The following is a 17070-nucleotide window of genomic DNA, read 5'->3' on the forward strand; positions in this document are numbered from 1 at the left end:
AGCGCAACGTCATGCTTCGCGACGAAGCCGCCGTTCAACCGCAACGACCTCGCGACATCGCGATGTTGCGGCAAGGAAGGCAACTGCGCCCAGTATACCCACCGGGTGTGCGCGTCGTCACTATCCGCGGTCGTCGGCATTGTGTCCAAACGTAAAGGCCATAAAAAACCCGCGACGTGATCGTGTCACGCGCGGGTGTTGTGCGAAGCGAATCGAACCATTCGCTCCACAGTACCACCTGAAATACTTAGAAGCGGTGACGCAAACCGACCGCCACTGCGACCTGATTGCCGGTCGACGACGGCGCCAGCGTATTGATCGCCGCGACGTTCGAGCCGAAGTTGCCGAGTTCGCCCGATGCATGCTGATACACGCCTTCCACGTACACGTCGGTACGCTTGCTGAGCGAGTAGTCGCCTTGCAGCGACACCGTGTGCCACTTCGGATCGCCCGAACCGTTCGAGCCGGACATCCTGCCGTCGGTGAACGTGTACGACGCCGCGAGGCTCAGTGCCGGCGTCAATGCATAGCGGCCGTTCACCTCGTAATTGTCCATGTGCAGATTGGTGCCGGCGACGCCAGGCAACGTGGTGCCGCCGACGTCCACACCGCTGATGCCGTCCATCTGCGTGTGCGTATAGACGAAACCGACCGTTGCCGGGCCGAACGTGTAGTTGATGCCCGCGCCGAAGGTGCGTTGCAGATCGGCCGCGACCGCCGCAGTGCCATCGCCCTGCGATACAGCGCCGTTCAGGTTCGAACTGCCTGAATTGTTCAGTTGCAGGTAAGCAGCGGCAATGCTCAACGGACCGTTGTCATAGGAAGCGCCGACGCTCCATGCGCGGTTGTTGGAGAAATCACCGGCCGAGTTGCTGAAGCCGTACAGGCCGCCGAACTTCAGGCCCGCGTAATTCGCGCTCGTGTACTTGACGGCGTTCTTGATCGAGAACGAGTTGTCGAGGTTGTCGTTGTCGAGCGGGTGAGCCGCGAGGTTGTTGCCGTAGCCCGCGCCTGCCGCCGACAGCGGCGCCAGGTAGTCGACCATGGAGTCGTACTGACGGCCGAGGGTCAGCGCGCCGTACCGGTCGCTTTTCAGGCCGACGAAAGACTGACGGTTGAACATCGTGTTGCTTTCCGTGTTCTGGCCGTTGTTCAGGTCGAAGCCACTTTCCAACGTGAAGATAGCGTGCAGACCGCCGCCCAGATCTTCGCTGCCGCGCAGGCCGAAGTAGGTGTAGGACGCCGCGCCGCTGCCTGCTTGCCAGCTGCTATGCCCGCCCTGGTTGTTCGAGTAGACGAGACCTGCGTCCAGCGTCCCGTACAACGTCACGCTGCTTTGCGCGTGGGCGGTGATGGCAAGCGCGCTCAGGAGGCCTGCTGCGATGAGGTTTTTTTTCATGTTTAGATAGCTCCGAAACAGTGCGTAGAGAATCGCATTCCAGTGCTCACCGCGAATTTCGCTGGCTGCCTGACGATCCGGCGTGAAGTCTATTCCCGTAATTTCCTATCTCGAATTTTGTGCGGCACAACAATGAATTCCTGAATCCGTAATGGTGATTACGGAATTGTGTAAGTGCGGGTAAATAAACGATAAATCTATTGGCTTGGGAATTGATGGATGCCGGTATCAATCCCGTGTTGTTGCCCAACCGCGGCGACTCGTCGCAAGCCAGCAGCGGCGAGGCTTGGGATCTATTTTGAGATGGCGGCTGAATTTGATCCGTTTCCTGAAAACCACTCTTCCGGATTGCATGAAAAATGCCGATGAATTAGGGCGGTACAATTCGTTTTGCCCTTGACCAAGGGTGTCTTTTTCGTCTTTTATACGTGGCTTTCGAGCCGCGTTTTTTTATGTATTCTTTATGCTGGATTTATAGGTTGCGGCGAATAGGGAAGTGGATTATCCCGATTGGCAATGCGCTCGCCGCGGCTTGTCCGTTCGTCAGAGGGCCGCATCCACCGCGTGCGAGGCGGGTAGAATTGCGCGCTTGAGATGTGTTTCCGCCCCCGCGAACGTGAGTGAACCTGTAATGACCGATACACCCCTTCCATCGTCCGACACCGCTGAAGATCTCACGACGGAAGGCTCGTCCGAACTGGGCGAAACCGTGCACGAAGCACGCCTGTGGCGCGACGACGGCTGGACCGCGCGCGTCATCAAGAACGAAGACGACGAAGGCTGGGCCGTCGCAATGATCAAGGACGGCGAAGCGGAACCCGCGCTCGTCGGTCCGTGGACGATGGGCCGCAACAAGAAGGATCCGAAGCCGCTGGACACATCGGCGTTCAACACGCTGGTGAAGACCGCGTCGGAAGTGCTGCGTCGCCATGAGCAGCAACTGCGCGCGCAACTGCATAAGGAAGTGCGCGTGGCGAGCGCGGACGGCAACGACGAACTCGACATCACGCTCGATATCGTTCCCGACGAAGACGAACCGTATGCGTTGCTGACCGCGCTCGACACATTCGGCGAGCAGCTCGCGCAAGTGCAGGTCGCGCCCAACTTCAAGCTCAGCAAGGCGAGCGCCGCGGCGTGGGTCGAGAACGAGTTTCGCCGTCCGGGTTAGAAGGCGGTTCCGCTACCGCTTGCGACAGGCTCCGGGGCTGGCCGGGCTGTCGCCCGAAGGCCTGAATAAAACATTACTAAAGCCTGTCAATATACTTTCATATTCGCTTCATAGAATCCTCGCGTCATAGCGGCGCGAGCGTGAACCATGTGGTTTTGGGTCTGAGTGCGTGCCGGCTGTGCATTCACCCACGCTACCCAAACACTGGATCACGACAACATGGCAGAGCCGCTCGACCTTTCCCGCCGCAAGGCCCTGAAACTCCTCGTGGGCGCGCCGATGCTGCCGCTCGGCGGACTGGCCACGGCTTCGATGCTGACCGCTTGCGGGGGCAGCGACGAGCTGGCGACGCCGGTCAAACCGGTCGCCAACTTCGTCTCCGCGGCATTCGCCGGCATGGCCGCGCCGACGCTGGCCGACCCCGCCGCCATGGCGAAGACCACGGTCGGCTCGACCTTGACGGTGCAACTGAGCGACGGCAGCAGCCGCGCGTTCAAGCTGGCGTATCAGCCGTTCTTCGTCACCGGTGACAGCGTGCCGAACGTGAAGGGCGGGACGATTCTCGCGGGCGGCTATTTCGATATCAACAATCAGCCGATCGTCGATAAGTCGGTGGCGGGCAAGGAGCGCCAGTTCTACTCGGATTGCCCGGACGGCAGCTCGCTGATACGCCTCGACAATCCCGCGGTGAAGGGGCTCAAGGGCAACGCGGTATTCGCCGTCGTGCAGTTCGAATACGCGACCCGCGATCAGAGTCTGACGTCGATGTACGGCCAATTGCCGTCGCCGATCGCCGTGCTCACGCTCGATCAGGATCCGGCCACCGGCAAGCTGACGCTGGCGGGCTATTCGAACGTCGATACATCGAAGGCGCATGGTTTGTGGATTACCTGCGGCGCGAGCCTGTCGCCGTGGAACACGCATCTGTCCAGCGAAGAGTACGAGCCGGACGCCACCACGATCGCCGGCAACAGCCAGTTCAAGGGCTTCAGCCGCAGCCTGTATGGCGATGAAACCACCGCGAACCCCTATCACTACGGGCATCTGCCGGAAGTCACCGTCAATCCGGACGGCACCGGCACGATCAGGAAGCACTATTGCCTCGGCCGCATCTCGCACGAGTTGATTCAGGTGATGCCGGACAAGCGCACCGTCCTGATGGGCGACGACGCGACCAACGGCGGCCTGTTCATGTTCATCGCGGATCGCGAAGCCGATTTGTCGGCGGGCACGCTGTACGTCGCGAAGTGGACGCAAGTGTCCGCGAGCGGCGCGGGCGCGGCCACGCTGTCGTGGATCAACCTGGGACACGCGAGCAGCGACGAAATCGAGGCGCTCGCCAACCAGCTGCGCGCGAGCGACATCATGGACGTCGCGACCAAAGACCCGCTCGATCCGGCCTACACGAAGATCAATTACAGCGGCACCTTCAACTGGGTGCGCGTCAAGCCCGGCATGACGCAGGCGGCGACGTTCCTCGAGACGCATCGCTACGCGGCGCTGGCCGGCGGCAGCATGGGCTTCACCAAACTCGAAGGCACGACGGTCAACATCAAGGACAAGGTGCTGTATTCGGCGATGTCGCGCATCGAGAAGTCGATGGTGCGCGGCAATGCCGCGTCCACCGACGTGGCCGTCGACAAGACCATCAACGCCGGCGCGGTCTACGCGCTGAACATGAAGGGCGGCCAGCGCGACCGCGGCGGCGCCGCGATCAACAGCGAATGGGTGCCGGTGGACATGGCCGCGCCGGCGGCGTTGGTCGGCGAGGATCTGTCAACGGCCGACGCGCTCGGCAACACGGCGAATCCCGAGCGCATTGCGAACCCGGACAACCTCAAGTTCTCGGAAAAGCTGCGCACGCTCTTTATCGGCGAGGACAGCGGCATGCACGTGAACAACTTCCTGTGGGCGTACAACGTCGACACGAAGACGCTCGCGCGCGTGCTCTCGTGTCCGGCAGGCGCCGAGTCGACAGGCCTGCACGCCGTCGACGAAATCAACGGCTGGACTTACGTGATGAGCAACTTTCAGCACGTCGGCGATTGGGAAAGTCCGTTGCACGACAAGATCAAATCGACGCTCGATCCGCTCGTGCGGGCGAACTACAAGGACCGGTTCGGGGCGACGGTGGGGTATCTGACGGCGGATCCGGCGGGGATCAAGTTATAACGCGAAGGCGGGGGCGGGCGGTCATTCCCACAAAGCCCGGCGGCCACCCGCCGCCTCAACTCCGCTTGCAAAAAATTGCCGTAATGAGCGGCGCCACGCGATGCACGATCGCCGTGCTGCCGGTGCCGGCAATCGCGTTGCGCACTTTGGCTTCGCTGCCGAACACCACGACGCCGTAGGCCGAACGCGCGACCGGCTCGCCGTCGCCGACGCGGAACATGGGGTCGTCTTTTTCGTAGCCGACCACCGCGAAGACCCGAAAGCCGTATGCCGTCAGATCCGCGCCGGACGTCGGCGAGAAGGCGTTGATCGAATTGCTCTCCACGCGCGTGGGCTTCGGGTCGATCATCTGTTGCTCCGCGAGGTCGGCAATGAACTGATGGCCGCTTTCATTGCAGGCGAGCGGCGCGTCGAGCGCGGTGGCGTAACTGGCGAGCGGCAGCGCGGCGGCCACCAGAGCAAGGAGTACAGACGAAAGAAAGCGTTTCATAAGCGTGGACGGCCACCTGATTCGATGTAGTGTGCTCGCAACGGGCGGTGGCGTGATCTCGAGACCCGAAAAAGACGTTGCGCATCGAAGCGATCCCCTTGACAGGCGCAACTGGTTTGCACTTTATCGCGATTCGGCAAATCTTGCTTTCCAGCCAGCACGGATCGGCAACGAACGGAGGGTAAAGAAACGTACGGGAAGAAAGCAATCTTTTGCGATCCCGTATATATTTCCGGGTTATGAATTCGCGACCCCAACCTCCAATTAACGTTCCGCCGCCCAGAACATGGGACGCGCGGCTCGCCCGCCGGCTCGTGACTCCGCTCGTGAACACGTGGGTCACGCCGAACCATCTGACCACGCTGCGCCTCTTGATCGGGCTGGCAGGCGCGCTCTGCCTCGCTCACGGCGAATTTGCGTGGACCAATGCCGGCGCCTTCCTGATCGTGCTGTCGAACTTCGTCGACCATACGGACGGCGAGCTCGCGCGCATCGGCGGAAAGTCGAGCCGGATCGGTCATTTTTACGACCTCGCTTGTGACGCCCTCGTCACCGTCATGTTGTTCATCGGCATGGGCGTGGGAGCGGGCGCCACGCACGTCGCCGGATTGAGAGTCGCGCCGGGTGTGCTCGGCGCCGTGGCCGGCGTGGCCATCGCGCTGATTTTCTTCCTGCGCATGCGCATCGAGGAAATGGCCGGCAAGGCGGGCACGAAGCAGGCATCCGTCGGCGGTTTCGAAACTGAAGACGTCTTGTATCTGCTGCCGATCGTCACGCTGACGAGCGTCGTGCTGCCCTTCGTCGTGGTTGCGTCGATCGGCGCGCCGCTTTTCGCTGTTTGGGTGGTGGTCGATTACTGGCGTGTTGCGCGCCGTGCCGCTACCCCGGCGCCCGTTGCCGCCGGCACTTCAGAAACCAGCCAGATGTGGGCCAGCGAATGAGTGCGCAGGCCGAAAACGACGTGATCGCGCCCGTTCCAGTCGAACGTTCTCCGGCTGTATCGCCGGCGCCGAATGCCGACCGCGCGGTCGCGAGCCGCACGCGCGCGTTCGACAACCCGCGTCTGCGCAAGGACTTCGCCGAGCAGGGCGCGTTCCTTTATCTGGAAGACTTTCTCGCGCCCGAGGTCACGGCGCAGCTCGTGCACAGCGCGCGTTCGCTGGTCGACGAGGTGAACCGCAACTATCTGCCGGGTCACAAGCAGGGCGGCAGTGTGAGCCGTCATACGATCGACCGACTCGCGCCGTTCATCGCCGAGCTGTACCGCTCGAAGGAGTTGATCGGCTGGCTGGAGCAATTGAGCGGCGACAAACTGCAGCTCTCGCCCGCCGACGATCCGCATGCCTACGCGCTGTACTACTACACGCGGCCGGGCGACCACATCGGCTGGCACTACGATACTTCGTACTATGACGGCCGCCGTTATACGCTGCTGCTCGGCGTGATCGACGAATCGTCTTGCCGGCTCGACTATGAGCTCCATACGCGCAATCCGGATATCGCGGATCAGCCGGGCTCGGTGCAGATTCCGCCGGGCGGCCTCGTGTTTTTCGACGGCGACAAGCTGCGCCATCGCATCACGCCCGCCGGCGCGAACGAAATGCGCGTGTCGCTCACTTTCGAATACGTGACGGATCCGAACATGCGGCCGTGGCGTCGTTTCATCTCGAACATGAAGGACGCGATTGCGTACTTCGGCTTCCGCCAGGTTTTTCGTCAGATGACCCAACGCGGGAAGGACCGCGCATGAGCCGCGCGGCCCTGATTCTGCTGTCGATCGGGACGGCGCTGTTTGTCGGCCTGCTCGCGTGGCAGGGTTTCGGCACGGTCGCCTCGACGCTGCTCGCGGCCGGCTGGGGACTCGCGCTCGTCGCGGCGTTCCACGTCGTGCCGCTGATTCTCGATGCCGGCGCGATCTCGGTGTTGTTCCATCCGCGTCGTGACGGCGTGCATCACGATCTGAACTTGCGCGACGCGCTGTTCGCGCGCTGGATCGGCGAGTCGGTGAATAGTCTGTTGCCGGCCGGCCAGATCGGCGGGCCGGTCGTGATGGTGCGGCAACTGTCCCAGCGTGGCATGCGCATGCGCGATGCGGCCGCCGCCATCACGGTGAGCACGACCGCGCAGGCACTCGCGCAAATCATTTTCGCGTTGGGCGGCCTGCTGCTGTTCGGCGCGTACGCCGCACACGGCGCGCTGCACGACCTGCAGACCGCCACGCTGATCGCCACCGGCGTGCTGGGCGCGATGATCGTCGGCTTCTACTATGCGCAGCGTCGCGGTCTGTTCGGCCGCTTGCTTGGCATGGTCTCGAAGGTCTTCGGCAAGCGCGACTGGTCTTCGTTGATGACGCGTGCCGAAGCCGTCGACGCCGCCGTGCAGGCCATGTACCGCGAGCGCGGCCGCGTGGCGGCAAGCTTCGCGATGAGCCTGCTGGGCTGGATCGTCGGCACGGTGGAGGTGTGGCTCGCGCTGCGCTTTCTCGGTCATCCGGTCGACTGGGTCGACGCCCTGTTGCTCGAAAGCCTGGGGCAAGCGATTCGCGGCGCGGCGTTCATGATTCCCGGTTCGCTCGGCGTGCAGGAAGGCGGCTATCTGCTGCTCGCGCCGCTGGTCGGTTTGCCGCCGGACGCGGCCTTGGCGTTGTCGCTCGCCAAGCGCGCCCGCGAAATCCTGCTAGGCTTGCCGGGTCTGCTGGTTTTGCACTTCAGCGAACGAAGCTGGCAACGGCGCCGCGCAACAGGGCGCGTGCCGGTTGTCGATTAAACTCCGTATTTTTTCAAAGGACCGCGCATGCGTGCCATCATCCTCGCAGCGGGCCTCGGCCTGCGTCTCCAGCAACCGCCGGAAGCTCAGTTCCCGAAGTGTCTGTTGCAATTCGACGGCATGAGCCTGCTCGAACGGCATCTGCAAATGCTCGAAACCGCCGGCGTGACGGAAGTCGTGCTGGCGCTCGGCTTTCAGCCGGAATCGGTGCAGGCGGAACTGGAGCGCATCAACTGGCCGCACAAGGTGGAAACGGTGTTGAACACGCGTTACGACCTGGGCAGCGTGCTGACGGTGCACACGGTGGCCGAGGCGCTGACGCGCGGCGGCGACGTGCTGTTGATGGACGCCGACGTGCTCTATGACGAGCGCATTCTGGCCGCTTTGGTGGCGGGCGAGACGGTCAACCGTCTGTTGATCGACCGTGATTTCGAAGCCGGCGACGAACCCGTCAAGCTGTGTCTGAAAGACGGCGTGCCGGTCGAGTTGCGCAAGCAGCTAGCCGTCAATCTCGAGTACGACACCATCGGCGAATCGGTCGGGTTCTTCCGCTTCCGCCAGGAAACCGCACAACGCTTTGCGCAGATCGTGGCCGGCTATGTGGACAGCGGCCGGGCCAACATGCCGCACGAAGAAGCGGTGCGCGACTTGTTGCTGGAGCGCAGCCAGGTGTTCGATACCGCCGACGTGACCGGCGCACCCTGGATCGAAATCGACTTCCCGAACGACGTGGCTCGCGCGAGCACCGAGATCCTGCCGCAGTTGCAGCCGCTGGTCAGCGCATCGCGCTAAGTCCTCCGTCTGCCGCGTCGCTGACGTATCGAAGGTTGAGCCGGCTCAATGCCGGCTCAACCTTTTTGCGCTTACCGCTCGAACATTTGGATAGTCCAGCGCTTCGTTGCACGCTCAACCATCGCGTGTACGAAAAGACCTCGCGCAACAACATCTGTTGCCGATGCGATGCCATAATCGACGCTTTACGCCGACGGCCTCGCAACCCGTCGCCATGCCAATGCCTCTCGCTTTAGGCACTTTCATTGTTCCGCTGATCGTCGCGTGTGCGATGTTCATGGAAAACGTGGACGGCACGGTCATCGTGACGTCGCTGCCGGTTCTGGCGCGCGATCTCGGCCAGGATCCCATCACCCTCAAGCTTGCCGTGACGGCGTATGTCATCGGCCTCGGCGTCTTCATTCCTATCTGTGGCTGGGTCGCTGACCGTTTCGGTTCGCGCACGGTGTTTCGCACGGCCATCGGCGTTTTCATGGCCGGCTCGCTGATGTGCGCGGCTTCCACATCGCTCGGCACGTTCGTGGTTGCGCGCTTCGTGCAAGGCCTTGGCGGCGCGATGATGGTGCCGGTGGGCCGCATCATCATCTTCCGTTCGGTGCCGAAGTCCGACTTCATTCGCGCGGTCAACTATCTCACGGTGCCGGCATTGCTCGGACCGGTGGTCGGGCCGCCGCTGGGTGGTTTCATCACCACTTATCTGCATTGGCGTCTGATCTTTTTCATCAACATTCCAATTGGCCTGCTGGGCATCTGGCTCGCGAACAAGCACATCGCCAACGTGCGCGAAGCGCATCCGGGCCGGCTCGACTGGACTGGTTTCTTTTTGTCCGCGAGCGGGGCGTCGCTGTTCATGCTGGGGCTTTCGCTGGTGGGCGGCGAGCTGGTGTCGAACACGGTGTCGGTCGGCATGTGCGTGGTCGGCGTGGTGTTGCTGACGCTGTACGTGCTGTACGCGAGTCGCGTCGAATTACCCGTGCTCGATCTGCGGCTGTTGCGCATTCCGAGTTTTCACGCGAGCGTGGTGGGCGGCTCGCTGTTTCGCATCGGCCTCGGCGCCGTGCCGTTTCTGTTGCCGCTTGCATTGCAGGAAGGCCTCGGCATGACGGCGTTCAAGTCGGGGTCGATCACATGCGCGTCCGCGTTCGGCTCGATCTTCATGAAGGCGGCCGCATCGCGCATTCTCGAGCGCTTTGGTTTTCGCACCGTGCTGATGTTCAATGCGGGCTGTGCGGGCCTCGCTATCGCCGTCTACGGTCTCTTCTTTCCCGGCACGCCGCACTGGCTGATCTGGTGTGTCGTGCTGTTCGGCGGCTTCTTTCCGTCGCTGCAATTCACGTCGTTGAACACGTTGGCATACGCGGATATTCCGAGCCGCGACGTGGGTCGCGCGACGAGCGTCGCGAGCGTGATCCAGCAGATTTCGTTGGGGCTCGGCGTGACGATCGCGGGTATCGTGCTGCAGATTTCACATAACGTGCAGGGTCATTCGACCATCGTGTTCTCCGATTTCTGGCCGGCTTTTCTCGTGGTCGGTCTATTCTCGTTCATGTCGATTCCCATCACCGCACGATTGCCGCATGGCGCCGGCGATGAGATTGCGCGCGGCAATCGCGGCCGCGCGTAAGCGCAACGCACGATGCGCCGTGTCGCGCGGCATGCGGCTTGCTGAGCGCTCCTGTCTTGGGGTGTTTTGACAGACGCTTTTTGCGTGCCGTCGAGCCGGTTTTTTTGTGTGCCGCAACATGGACCCTACGATATCTAGCGGCTTCGCAAGCGAGCAGTTCACATGTTATAAATCCCAAGGCATTCGTATTCATCGGATAAAAGTCGTCTTGGGGGATGTGCAATGAAGTTGTTCCGCAACGTTAAGTCGTCGGCCAGCGGGTTCGCGCTGGTCGCACTCGTCTCTGTATCAACCGGTTTTCTCGAGGCTACGCCCGCGCTCGCGAAGCCGCCCGCGAAAGCCCAGCCGGCCGTACTCACCGCGTCCGCGATCGCGGTGGCGGACAAGTTCAGCGCCGACGCAGCCGAGCAGATCTTCAAGGAAGGCGGCAACGCGGTCGACGCAGCCGTGGCGATCGCCTTCACGCTCGCCGTGACATATCCGGAAGCGGGGAACATCGGCGGCGGCGGTTTCATGACGCTCTATGTCGACGGCAAGCCGTACTTTCTCGACTATCGCGAGCGTGCTCCGCTGGCCGCCACCAAGAACATGTATCTCGACGACAAGGGCGAGGTCATCAAAGGCATGAGCCTGTTCGGCTATCGCGCAGTGGGCGTGCCGGGCACCGTCGACGGCATGTGGCAAGCGCAGCGCCGCTTCGGCAAGCTCAAGTGGAAGCAGGTGCTCGCACCGGCCATCCACTACGCGCGCGATGGCTTCGAGGTCAGTCAACAATTGCAGGAGCGCCGCGACGATGCCGCGAAAGACTTCGCCGGCAAGACCAACTTCGATACCTACTTCGGCAATCTGAAGCAGGGCGTCAACTTCAAGCAGCCGGATCTGGCTGCCGTGTTGCAGCGCATTTCGGATCAAGGCGCCAAAGACTTCTATCAGGGCAAGACGGCCGATCTGATCGCGGCGTCCATGCGCGGTCACGGTCTGATCACCAAGGCCGATCTGCAACAGTACAAAGCAGTGTGGCGTCAGCCGATCCAGGCCGACTGGAACGGCTATCGCGTCTACACGGCACCGCCTCCGAGCTCGGGCGGTATCGGTCTCGTGCAGCTGCTGAAGATGAAGGCCGACATTGCGCCCGACTTCAAGGACGTCACGCTCAATTCCGCGCAATACGTGCATCTGATCGCGGAAATCGAAAAGCGCGTGTTCGCCGACCGCGCGCAGTACCTCGGCGATCCCGACTTCTACAAGGTGCCGGTCGCTCAATTGACCGACGACGCGTATATCGCCAAGCGCGCCGCCGAAGTGAATCCGAATGCGCCGTCGGACACGAAGAGCATTCAGGCCGGCCTCGGCACGTCGATGCCGGAGAAAGCGGAAACCACGCACTTCTCGGTGATCGACAAGTGGGGTAACGCCGTGTCGAACACGTACACCATCAACGGCTATTTCGGTTCGGGCGTGATTGCCGACCGCACGGGCATCGTGCTGAACGACGAGATGGACGACTTCTCCGCGAAGCCGGGCGTCGCGAACATGTTCGGCGTGGTGGGCAGCGACGCGAATTCGATCGAACCGAAGAAGCGGCCGCTCTCCTCGATGAGCCCGACGATCCTGACGAAGGACGGCAAGGTATCGCTCGTGATCGGCACGCCGGGTGGCTCGCGCATCTTCACGTCGATCTTCCAGGTGATCAACAACGTCTACGACTACAACATGCCGCTGCAGCAGGCTGTCGCCGCGATGCGTTTCCATCATCAGTTGCTGCCGCCGAACACGATCTTCTGGGAGCCGTACAAGCCGATCGACGGCGAACTCGCGAAGCAGATCGAAGCCAAGGGCTACACGCTGAAGGGGCAGGATTTCAGCGGCGATATCCAGGCGATCAAGGTCAACGGCGATACGCCGGAAGCCGCGGCCGATCCGCGCGGCCGAGGTGTGACGCGCGTGATTCAGTAAGCGTTTTTGCAGGGAATTGGGCGGCGCGTCTTGAGATAAGAGGCGCCGCTGGCTAATAAAAAGCCTCGCGTTCAACCGAACGCGAGGCTTTTTTGTGGGCGAGGGCCTGCTGACTAACGTTGCTTTAGCTAGCCTGCTCAACCGGCGTCAACGTCAATTCGAGCCGCTGCGCGCCGCGCAACACCGTCACGCTGACCGGTCTGTCGATCCGCGATGCGTCGAGGGTGCGCTGCAAACTGTCCACGTCCTGCACGGCCTGCGTATCGATCGCGATGATCGTATCGTCGGTGCGCAGACCGCCGAGCGCGGCCGGGCTGCCTTTGACGATCTCCATGACATGCACGCCGCTTTCCGAGCTCAAGCCGAAGTAGCGCTGCACACGGCGCGACAGCGGCCTGGTGGTGCCCGCCACGCCGATATAGGCGCGCCGCACGCGGCCATACGCGAAGATCTGCATGATGACCCACTTGGCGGTGTCGATTGCCGTGGCAAAGCAGATGGCCTGCGCGCCGGGAATGATCGCGGTATTCACGCCGATCACCTGGCCCGCCGAATTGATCAGCGGGCCACCCGAATTGCCGGGATTGAGCGCGGCGTCCGTCTGGATCACGTCGTAGATCATGCGGCCCGAATTCGAACGCAGCGAGCGGCCGAGCGCCGACACCACGCCCGTCGTGACGGTTTGCGCGAGGCCGAGCGGATTGCCGACCGCAATCGCGATCTGCCCGACGCGCAGTTTCGACGACTCGCCGAGTTCGACGTGCGGCAGTGGCTCCGGCGAGCCGATCCGCAAGACCGCCAGATCGCTGCCAGGGTCGTCGCCGACCAGATCGGCGTCGAATTTCGTGCCGTCGGCGAGCGTTACCGTGATGTGGGTGGCGCCATGCACGACGTGGCTATTGGTGAGCAGATAACCGTCGGGCGTGAACAGAAAGCCCGAGCCGGTGCCGCCGCGCGAACCGTGGCCGCGGGCCGACGGCTCGCCGGGCAGGCGGCGTTCGACGGCAATGAAGGCGACTGCTTGTTGAACGCGTTCCAGCGCGCCGATCACGGTGCGGGAATAGGCGTCGAGCAGGGCGTCGTCGGATAAAGAATTGAGTGTCTCGGGCCCGGGGGCGTCGGATGCGGCGCGCGACAGGTCATCGACGAAGCGTGGGCGGCTTCCCATGGCGATGCTCCGGATAAACGGAATTGCAGATGCGGGGCGTCGCGAAGGTTTTCAAGGGCCCGCCGGGCGCGCCGCGGCGGCGCGGCCTGTGAGACACTTTCCGAATGAAGCCAGCCCAGGCGAGCGCCGCGGCCAACAGCACGGCATGCACCGTGCTGGGCACGTGAGACGCCCGCCATGCCAAGGAGACATCCGCCATGAACTCACCCGCCCCGTCAGCCTCGTCGAATGGGCCCGCCGAACCGCAAATCGAATCGATCAGCGCCATCACGCTTGCCACTCGCGATATGCCGCGCGCCGTGCTGTTTTACGAAGCGCTCGGCTTTCCGATGAAATTCGGCGGTCCGCAGGAGGCATTTACATCGTTTGCGTTCGGCGGTTCGTATCTGAACCTGATCGTCGATACGCGCGCGCCGGTCGCCTGGTGGGGCCGCGTGATCATCTATGTATCCGACGTCGACGCGATCTATCGCAAGGCGCTGGCGGCGGGGCTCAAGCCGTCGCTCGAACCGTCCGATGCGCCGTGGGGCGAGCGCTACTTTCACATCACCGATCCTGACGGCCACGAAATCAGCTTCGCGAAACCGTTGCGCTAGCGCCGGGCGGCCGGGCAAAACTCGCTATCATGGACATCGACCGGGCGCGCGGCCGCACTGGTAACACGGCTGACACCTGCCGCTTCGATAATCGAACGCGTCCGCGTCGCGTTTGCCGCCGCGCGCCTAACCATTTCCGTTGCCAGGAGAGCCGCAATGAAAGAGCAGGATCCGAGACCCGAAGCCGAATTGATGGCAGAACGGCAGCGCCGTTTCGAAGAGGACCTGATCGACGCGTACGACGAGGAACTCGAGATGGAGGTCGACGACCGCATCATCGACGGCGCGGACGGCTTCACGCCCGAGCATCGCGAGGCGCGCAAGATGTACTTTCGCGAGCTGTTCCGGTTGCAGGGCGAGCTCGTCAAACTGCAGGACTGGATCGTGCAGACCGGCCATCGCCTCGTGGTGATTTTCGAGGGACGCGATGCGGCCGGCAAGGGTGGCGCGATCAAACGCATCACGCAACGGCTCAATCCGCGGGTGTGCCGCGTGGCGGCGCTGCCCGCGCCGAACAACCGCGAACGCACGCAATGGTATTTCCAGCGCTATGTGTCGCATCTGCCGGCCGGCGGAGAAATGGTGCTGTTCGATCGCAGTTGGTACAACCGCGCGGGCGTCGAGCGCGTGATGAATTTTTGCAGCGACGAAGAGTACGAAGAGTTCTTCCGTTCGGTGCCGGAATTCGAAAAGATGCTGGCGCGCAGTGGTGTGCAGATTCTCAAATACTGGTTTTCGATTACCGACGAAGAGCAGGAAATCCGCTTCCAGAACCGCATTCACGACCCGCTGAAGCAGTGGAAGCTGAGTCCCATGGACCTTGAAAGCCGCCGCCGCTGGGAAGCCTATACGCAGGCCAAGGAAGTGATGCTGCAGCGCTCGCACATTCCCGAAGCGCCGTGGTGGGTCGTGCAGGCGGTCGACAAGAAGCGCGCGCGCCTGAACTGCATTCATCATTTGCTGAGCCAGGTGCCGTATCACGAGATCGAGCATTCGCGTATCGAATTGCCCGCGCGTGTCTATCACGACGAATACAGCCGCCAGCCGGTACCGTCGTCGATGATCGTGCCCGAGCTGTATTGATCGGCGAGAGAGTACGGGTTGATGAAATGAAAAAAGCGCGGCCGCGAGCCGCGCTTTTTTATGCCGGGCGAACGGCGCGACCGGTTGAGGAACCGGCCGCAGCGTGCGTTTAAAACACCGCCCGGAACACCCAGTACAAGCCGGCTGCCAGCGCGATCGAAACCGGCAGCGTCAGCACCCAGGCGAGAATCAGGCTGCGCACCGTGCCCCATTGCAGGCCGGAACCGTTGGCCGCCATCGTGCCCGCCACGCCCGAGGACAGCACGTGCGTCGTGGAGACCGGCAAACCATACATGTCGGCCGCGCCGATCGTCAGCATCGCCACCAGTTCAGCCGATGCACCCTGTCCGTACGTCAGATGCTGCTTGCCGATCTTCTCGCCGACCGTCACGACGATGCGCTTCCATCCCACCATCGTGCCGAGGCCGAGGGCGATCGCCACCGCGACCTTGACCCACGTCGGAATGAACTTGGTGGCGTGGTCGGTCTGCGCCTTGAAGTTGCCGATTGCCTTGGCGTCCTCCGGCGAGAAGGCCGGTTGCTTGTTTTTCGCCATCAGGCGGATCGCTTCGGAGACCACGTACATGTTGTTACGCACGTTGTCGACGATACCTTGCGGCACCGCGGCCATCGAGCCCGACGAGCTGACCTGGCCGGAGATGATGTCGGTCAGTTGTTGCAGCGCCGGCAAGGTGGCGGGCGTCAACTGATGAGTGCGCACGTAGGCTTCAACATCGGCGCGCGGATTGGCCGAAGGCGCGGCGCCTTGGGTGTATTTGGCGAGCGTCGTCGAGGTTTCATGCGCGACGGCGAGGAAGGTTTGCGTTTCCGCCGGCGTCACCGCCTTGTTCAGCGCATAGGCCGTCGGCACCGTACCGATCAGGATCAGCATGATGAGGCCCATGCCTTTCTGGCCGTCGTTCGAGCCGTGCGCGAACGACACGCCCGTGCAGGTCAGGATCAGCAGGCTGCGGATCCAGAACGGCGGCGGCTCCTTGCCCTTCGGTTCGGCATACAAAGCGGGAATGCGCACCACGGCTTTCAGGATCAGCAGCAGCAGTCCCGCTGCGAGAAAACCCACCAGCGGCGAAAACAGCAAGGACTTGCCGACGCCGAGCGCCTGATTCCAGTCCACGCCGCTCGTGCCGTCGGTGCCGTGCATCAGCTGATTCATCAGGCCGACGCCGATGATCGAGCCGATCAACGTGTGCGAGCTCGACGACGGCAGTCCGAACCACCACGTGCCGAGATTCCAGATGATCGCCGCGATCAGCAACGCGAAGACCATCGCGAAACCCGCGCTGCTGCCGACCTGCAAGATCAGTTCGACGGGGAGCAGTTGCAGAATGCCGAAGGCGACCGCGCCGCTCGACGTGAGCACGCCGAGAAAATTCCAGCCGCCTGACCACACCACGGCCAGGTTCGGCGCGAGTGAATGCGTGTAGATCACGGTCGCGACCGCGTTCGCCGTATCGTGAAAGCCGTTGACGAACTCAAAACCCAGCGCGATCAGCAGCGCAATGCCGAGCAGCAGGTAAGGCATTACCGAGCTTTCGCGAACGGGTTGCAGATCGTCCATTAAGTGCATAGCGCAATAAACCGCGCCCACCAGTATCACGGCGAGGAAGATGAAGAGGCTGATGTTGCGCCCCTTTCCGCTAGCAGTGCCTGGTTGTGGATACGAAAGTTCCGGCATGACGTGAGCCCCAAAATTTTGTCGCGGAGTTTCCGATCCTGCGGGGACTGTGTGTCGTAATGATGACAGTGGCGTGACGCCCAGGCGGGACGCGTTGATGCGCGGGCCGGCGCGCGGCCGTTGGCTGCGCGCCGCTTCGATGGGCGGTCCGGAGGTTGTC

Annotated in this window: 14 protein-coding genes; 10 read left to right on the forward strand and 4 right to left on the reverse strand. The window is 62.6% G+C overall.

Going from position 1 to position 17070, the window contains the following annotated elements:
- Window positions 1-247: 247 nt before the first annotated feature.
- Window positions 248-1399: a porin gene (locus tag PQR42_RS03755; RefSeq protein ID WP_408382540.1), complete on the reverse strand. Its 1152-nt coding sequence runs from the start codon at window positions 1397-1399 to the stop codon at window positions 248-250.
- 631 nt (window positions 1400-2030) lie between these two features.
- Here PQR42_RS03755 and PQR42_RS03760 point away from each other — a divergent pair.
- Entirely contained in the window at window positions 2031-2567 is a 537-nt protein-coding gene (locus PQR42_RS03760) for a hypothetical protein (RefSeq protein ID WP_408382542.1), read from the forward strand.
- Between the two features lie 219 nt (window positions 2568-2786).
- Window positions 2787-4739, forward strand: a complete 1953-nt coding sequence (locus tag PQR42_RS03765) for a PhoX family protein (protein ID WP_408382544.1) — start codon at window positions 2787-2789, stop codon at window positions 4737-4739.
- 55 nt (window positions 4740-4794) lie between these two features.
- Here PQR42_RS03765 and PQR42_RS03770 read toward each other — a convergent pair whose 3' ends face one another.
- The gene (locus PQR42_RS03770; protein ID WP_408175213.1) at window positions 4795-5229 is read right to left on the reverse strand and encodes a hypothetical protein; all 435 of its coding nucleotides are present in this window, start codon (window positions 5227-5229) and stop codon (window positions 4795-4797) included.
- 239 nt (window positions 5230-5468) lie between these two features.
- Here PQR42_RS03770 and PQR42_RS03775 point away from each other — a divergent pair, with 239 nt between their 5' ends.
- The 6 genes from PQR42_RS03775 (at window position 5469) to ggt (ending at window position 12367) form a co-directional block, all read left to right on the forward strand.
- A complete protein-coding gene (locus tag PQR42_RS03775; protein WP_408382546.1) occupies window positions 5469-6170 on the forward strand; it encodes a CDP-alcohol phosphatidyltransferase family protein in 702 nt (233 codons plus the stop codon).
- Window positions 6167-6979, forward strand: a complete 813-nt coding sequence (locus tag PQR42_RS03780) for a HalD/BesD family halogenase (RefSeq protein ID WP_408382548.1) — start codon at window positions 6167-6169, stop codon at window positions 6977-6979. The genes PQR42_RS03775 and PQR42_RS03780 overlap by 4 nt, the downstream gene beginning before the upstream one ends.
- Window positions 6976-7995, forward strand: coding sequence for a lysylphosphatidylglycerol synthase domain-containing protein (locus tag PQR42_RS03785; RefSeq protein ID WP_408382550.1), 1020 nt, complete (start codon window positions 6976-6978; stop codon window positions 7993-7995). Before PQR42_RS03780 ends, PQR42_RS03785 begins: the two co-directional genes overlap by 4 nt.
- 27 nt (window positions 7996-8022) lie before the next feature.
- Window positions 8023-8787 carry a phosphocholine cytidylyltransferase family protein gene (locus tag PQR42_RS03790; protein WP_408204908.1) on the forward strand — a complete coding sequence of 255 codons (765 nt, stop codon included), beginning with the start codon at window positions 8023-8025 and terminating at the stop codon, window positions 8785-8787.
- A 220-nt stretch (window positions 8788-9007) separates the two neighbouring features.
- A complete protein-coding gene (locus tag PQR42_RS03795; protein WP_408204909.1) occupies window positions 9008-10411 on the forward strand; it encodes an MFS transporter in 1404 nt (467 codons plus the stop codon).
- Window positions 10412-10633: 222 nt separating this feature from the next.
- On the forward strand, window positions 10634-12367 hold the full coding sequence (gene ggt, locus PQR42_RS03800) for a gamma-glutamyltransferase (protein WP_408382552.1): 1734 nt from the start codon (window positions 10634-10636) through the stop codon (window positions 12365-12367).
- Between the two features lie 124 nt (window positions 12368-12491).
- Here ggt and PQR42_RS03805 read toward each other — a convergent pair whose 3' ends face one another.
- A complete protein-coding gene (locus tag PQR42_RS03805; protein WP_408382553.1) occupies window positions 12492-13535 on the reverse strand; it encodes a S1C family serine protease in 1044 nt (347 codons plus the stop codon).
- Window positions 13536-13732: 197 nt separating this feature from the next.
- Between PQR42_RS03805 and PQR42_RS03810 the strand changes: the two genes are divergently transcribed.
- Together PQR42_RS03810 and ppk2 are read left to right on the forward strand one after the other, a co-directional pair.
- Window positions 13733-14131 carry a VOC family protein gene (locus tag PQR42_RS03810; RefSeq protein WP_408204912.1) on the forward strand — a complete coding sequence of 133 codons (399 nt, stop codon included), beginning with the start codon at window positions 13733-13735 and terminating at the stop codon, window positions 14129-14131.
- A gap of 156 nt (window positions 14132-14287) precedes the next feature.
- The gene (gene ppk2, locus PQR42_RS03815) at window positions 14288-15214 is read left to right on the forward strand and encodes a polyphosphate kinase 2 (RefSeq protein WP_408204913.1); all 927 of its coding nucleotides are present in this window, start codon (window positions 14288-14290) and stop codon (window positions 15212-15214) included.
- Window positions 15215-15323: 109 nt separating this feature from the next.
- Here the strand turns inward: ppk2 and PQR42_RS03820 are convergent, their stop codons facing one another.
- A complete protein-coding gene (locus PQR42_RS03820; protein WP_408382555.1) occupies window positions 15324-16910 on the reverse strand; it encodes an inorganic phosphate transporter in 1587 nt (528 codons plus the stop codon).
- Window positions 16911-17070: the final 160 nt, after the last annotated feature.

The sequence above is a fragment of the Paraburkholderia sediminicola genome (genome assembly GCF_046027355.1).
Taxonomy (GTDB): domain Bacteria; phylum Pseudomonadota; class Gammaproteobacteria; order Burkholderiales; family Burkholderiaceae; genus Paraburkholderia; species Paraburkholderia sediminicola_B.

Bases quoted from the DNA above. Each gene is read 5' to 3' on its own strand.
- PQR42_RS03755 (WP_408382540.1), bottom strand. From the start codon at position 1,399: ATGAAAAAAAACCTCATCGCAGCAGGCCTCCTGAGCGCGCTTGCCATC.
- PQR42_RS03760 (WP_408382542.1), top strand. From the start codon at position 2,031: ATGACCGATACACCCCTTCCATCGTCCGACACCGCTGAAGATCTCACG.
- PQR42_RS03765 (WP_408382544.1), top strand. From the start codon at position 2,787: ATGGCAGAGCCGCTCGACCTTTCCCGCCGCAAGGCCCTGAAACTCCTC.
- PQR42_RS03770 (WP_408175213.1), bottom strand. From the start codon at position 5,229: ATGAAACGCTTTCTTTCGTCTGTACTCCTTGCTCTGGTGGCCGCCGCG.
- PQR42_RS03775 (WP_408382546.1), top strand. From the start codon at position 5,469: ATGAATTCGCGACCCCAACCTCCAATTAACGTTCCGCCGCCCAGAACA.
- PQR42_RS03780 (WP_408382548.1), top strand. From the start codon at position 6,167: ATGAGTGCGCAGGCCGAAAACGACGTGATCGCGCCCGTTCCAGTCGAA.
- PQR42_RS03785 (WP_408382550.1), top strand. From the start codon at position 6,976: ATGAGCCGCGCGGCCCTGATTCTGCTGTCGATCGGGACGGCGCTGTTT.
- PQR42_RS03790 (WP_408204908.1), top strand. From the start codon at position 8,023: ATGCGTGCCATCATCCTCGCAGCGGGCCTCGGCCTGCGTCTCCAGCAA.
- PQR42_RS03795 (WP_408204909.1), top strand. From the start codon at position 9,008: ATGCCTCTCGCTTTAGGCACTTTCATTGTTCCGCTGATCGTCGCGTGT.
- ggt (WP_408382552.1), top strand. From the start codon at position 10,634: ATGAAGTTGTTCCGCAACGTTAAGTCGTCGGCCAGCGGGTTCGCGCTG.
- PQR42_RS03805 (WP_408382553.1), bottom strand. From the start codon at position 13,535: ATGGGAAGCCGCCCACGCTTCGTCGATGACCTGTCGCGCGCCGCATCC.
- PQR42_RS03810 (WP_408204912.1), top strand. From the start codon at position 13,733: ATGAACTCACCCGCCCCGTCAGCCTCGTCGAATGGGCCCGCCGAACCG.
- ppk2 (WP_408204913.1), top strand. From the start codon at position 14,288: ATGAAAGAGCAGGATCCGAGACCCGAAGCCGAATTGATGGCAGAACGG.
- PQR42_RS03820 (WP_408382555.1), bottom strand. From the start codon at position 16,910: ATGCCGGAACTTTCGTATCCACAACCAGGCACTGCTAGCGGAAAGGGG.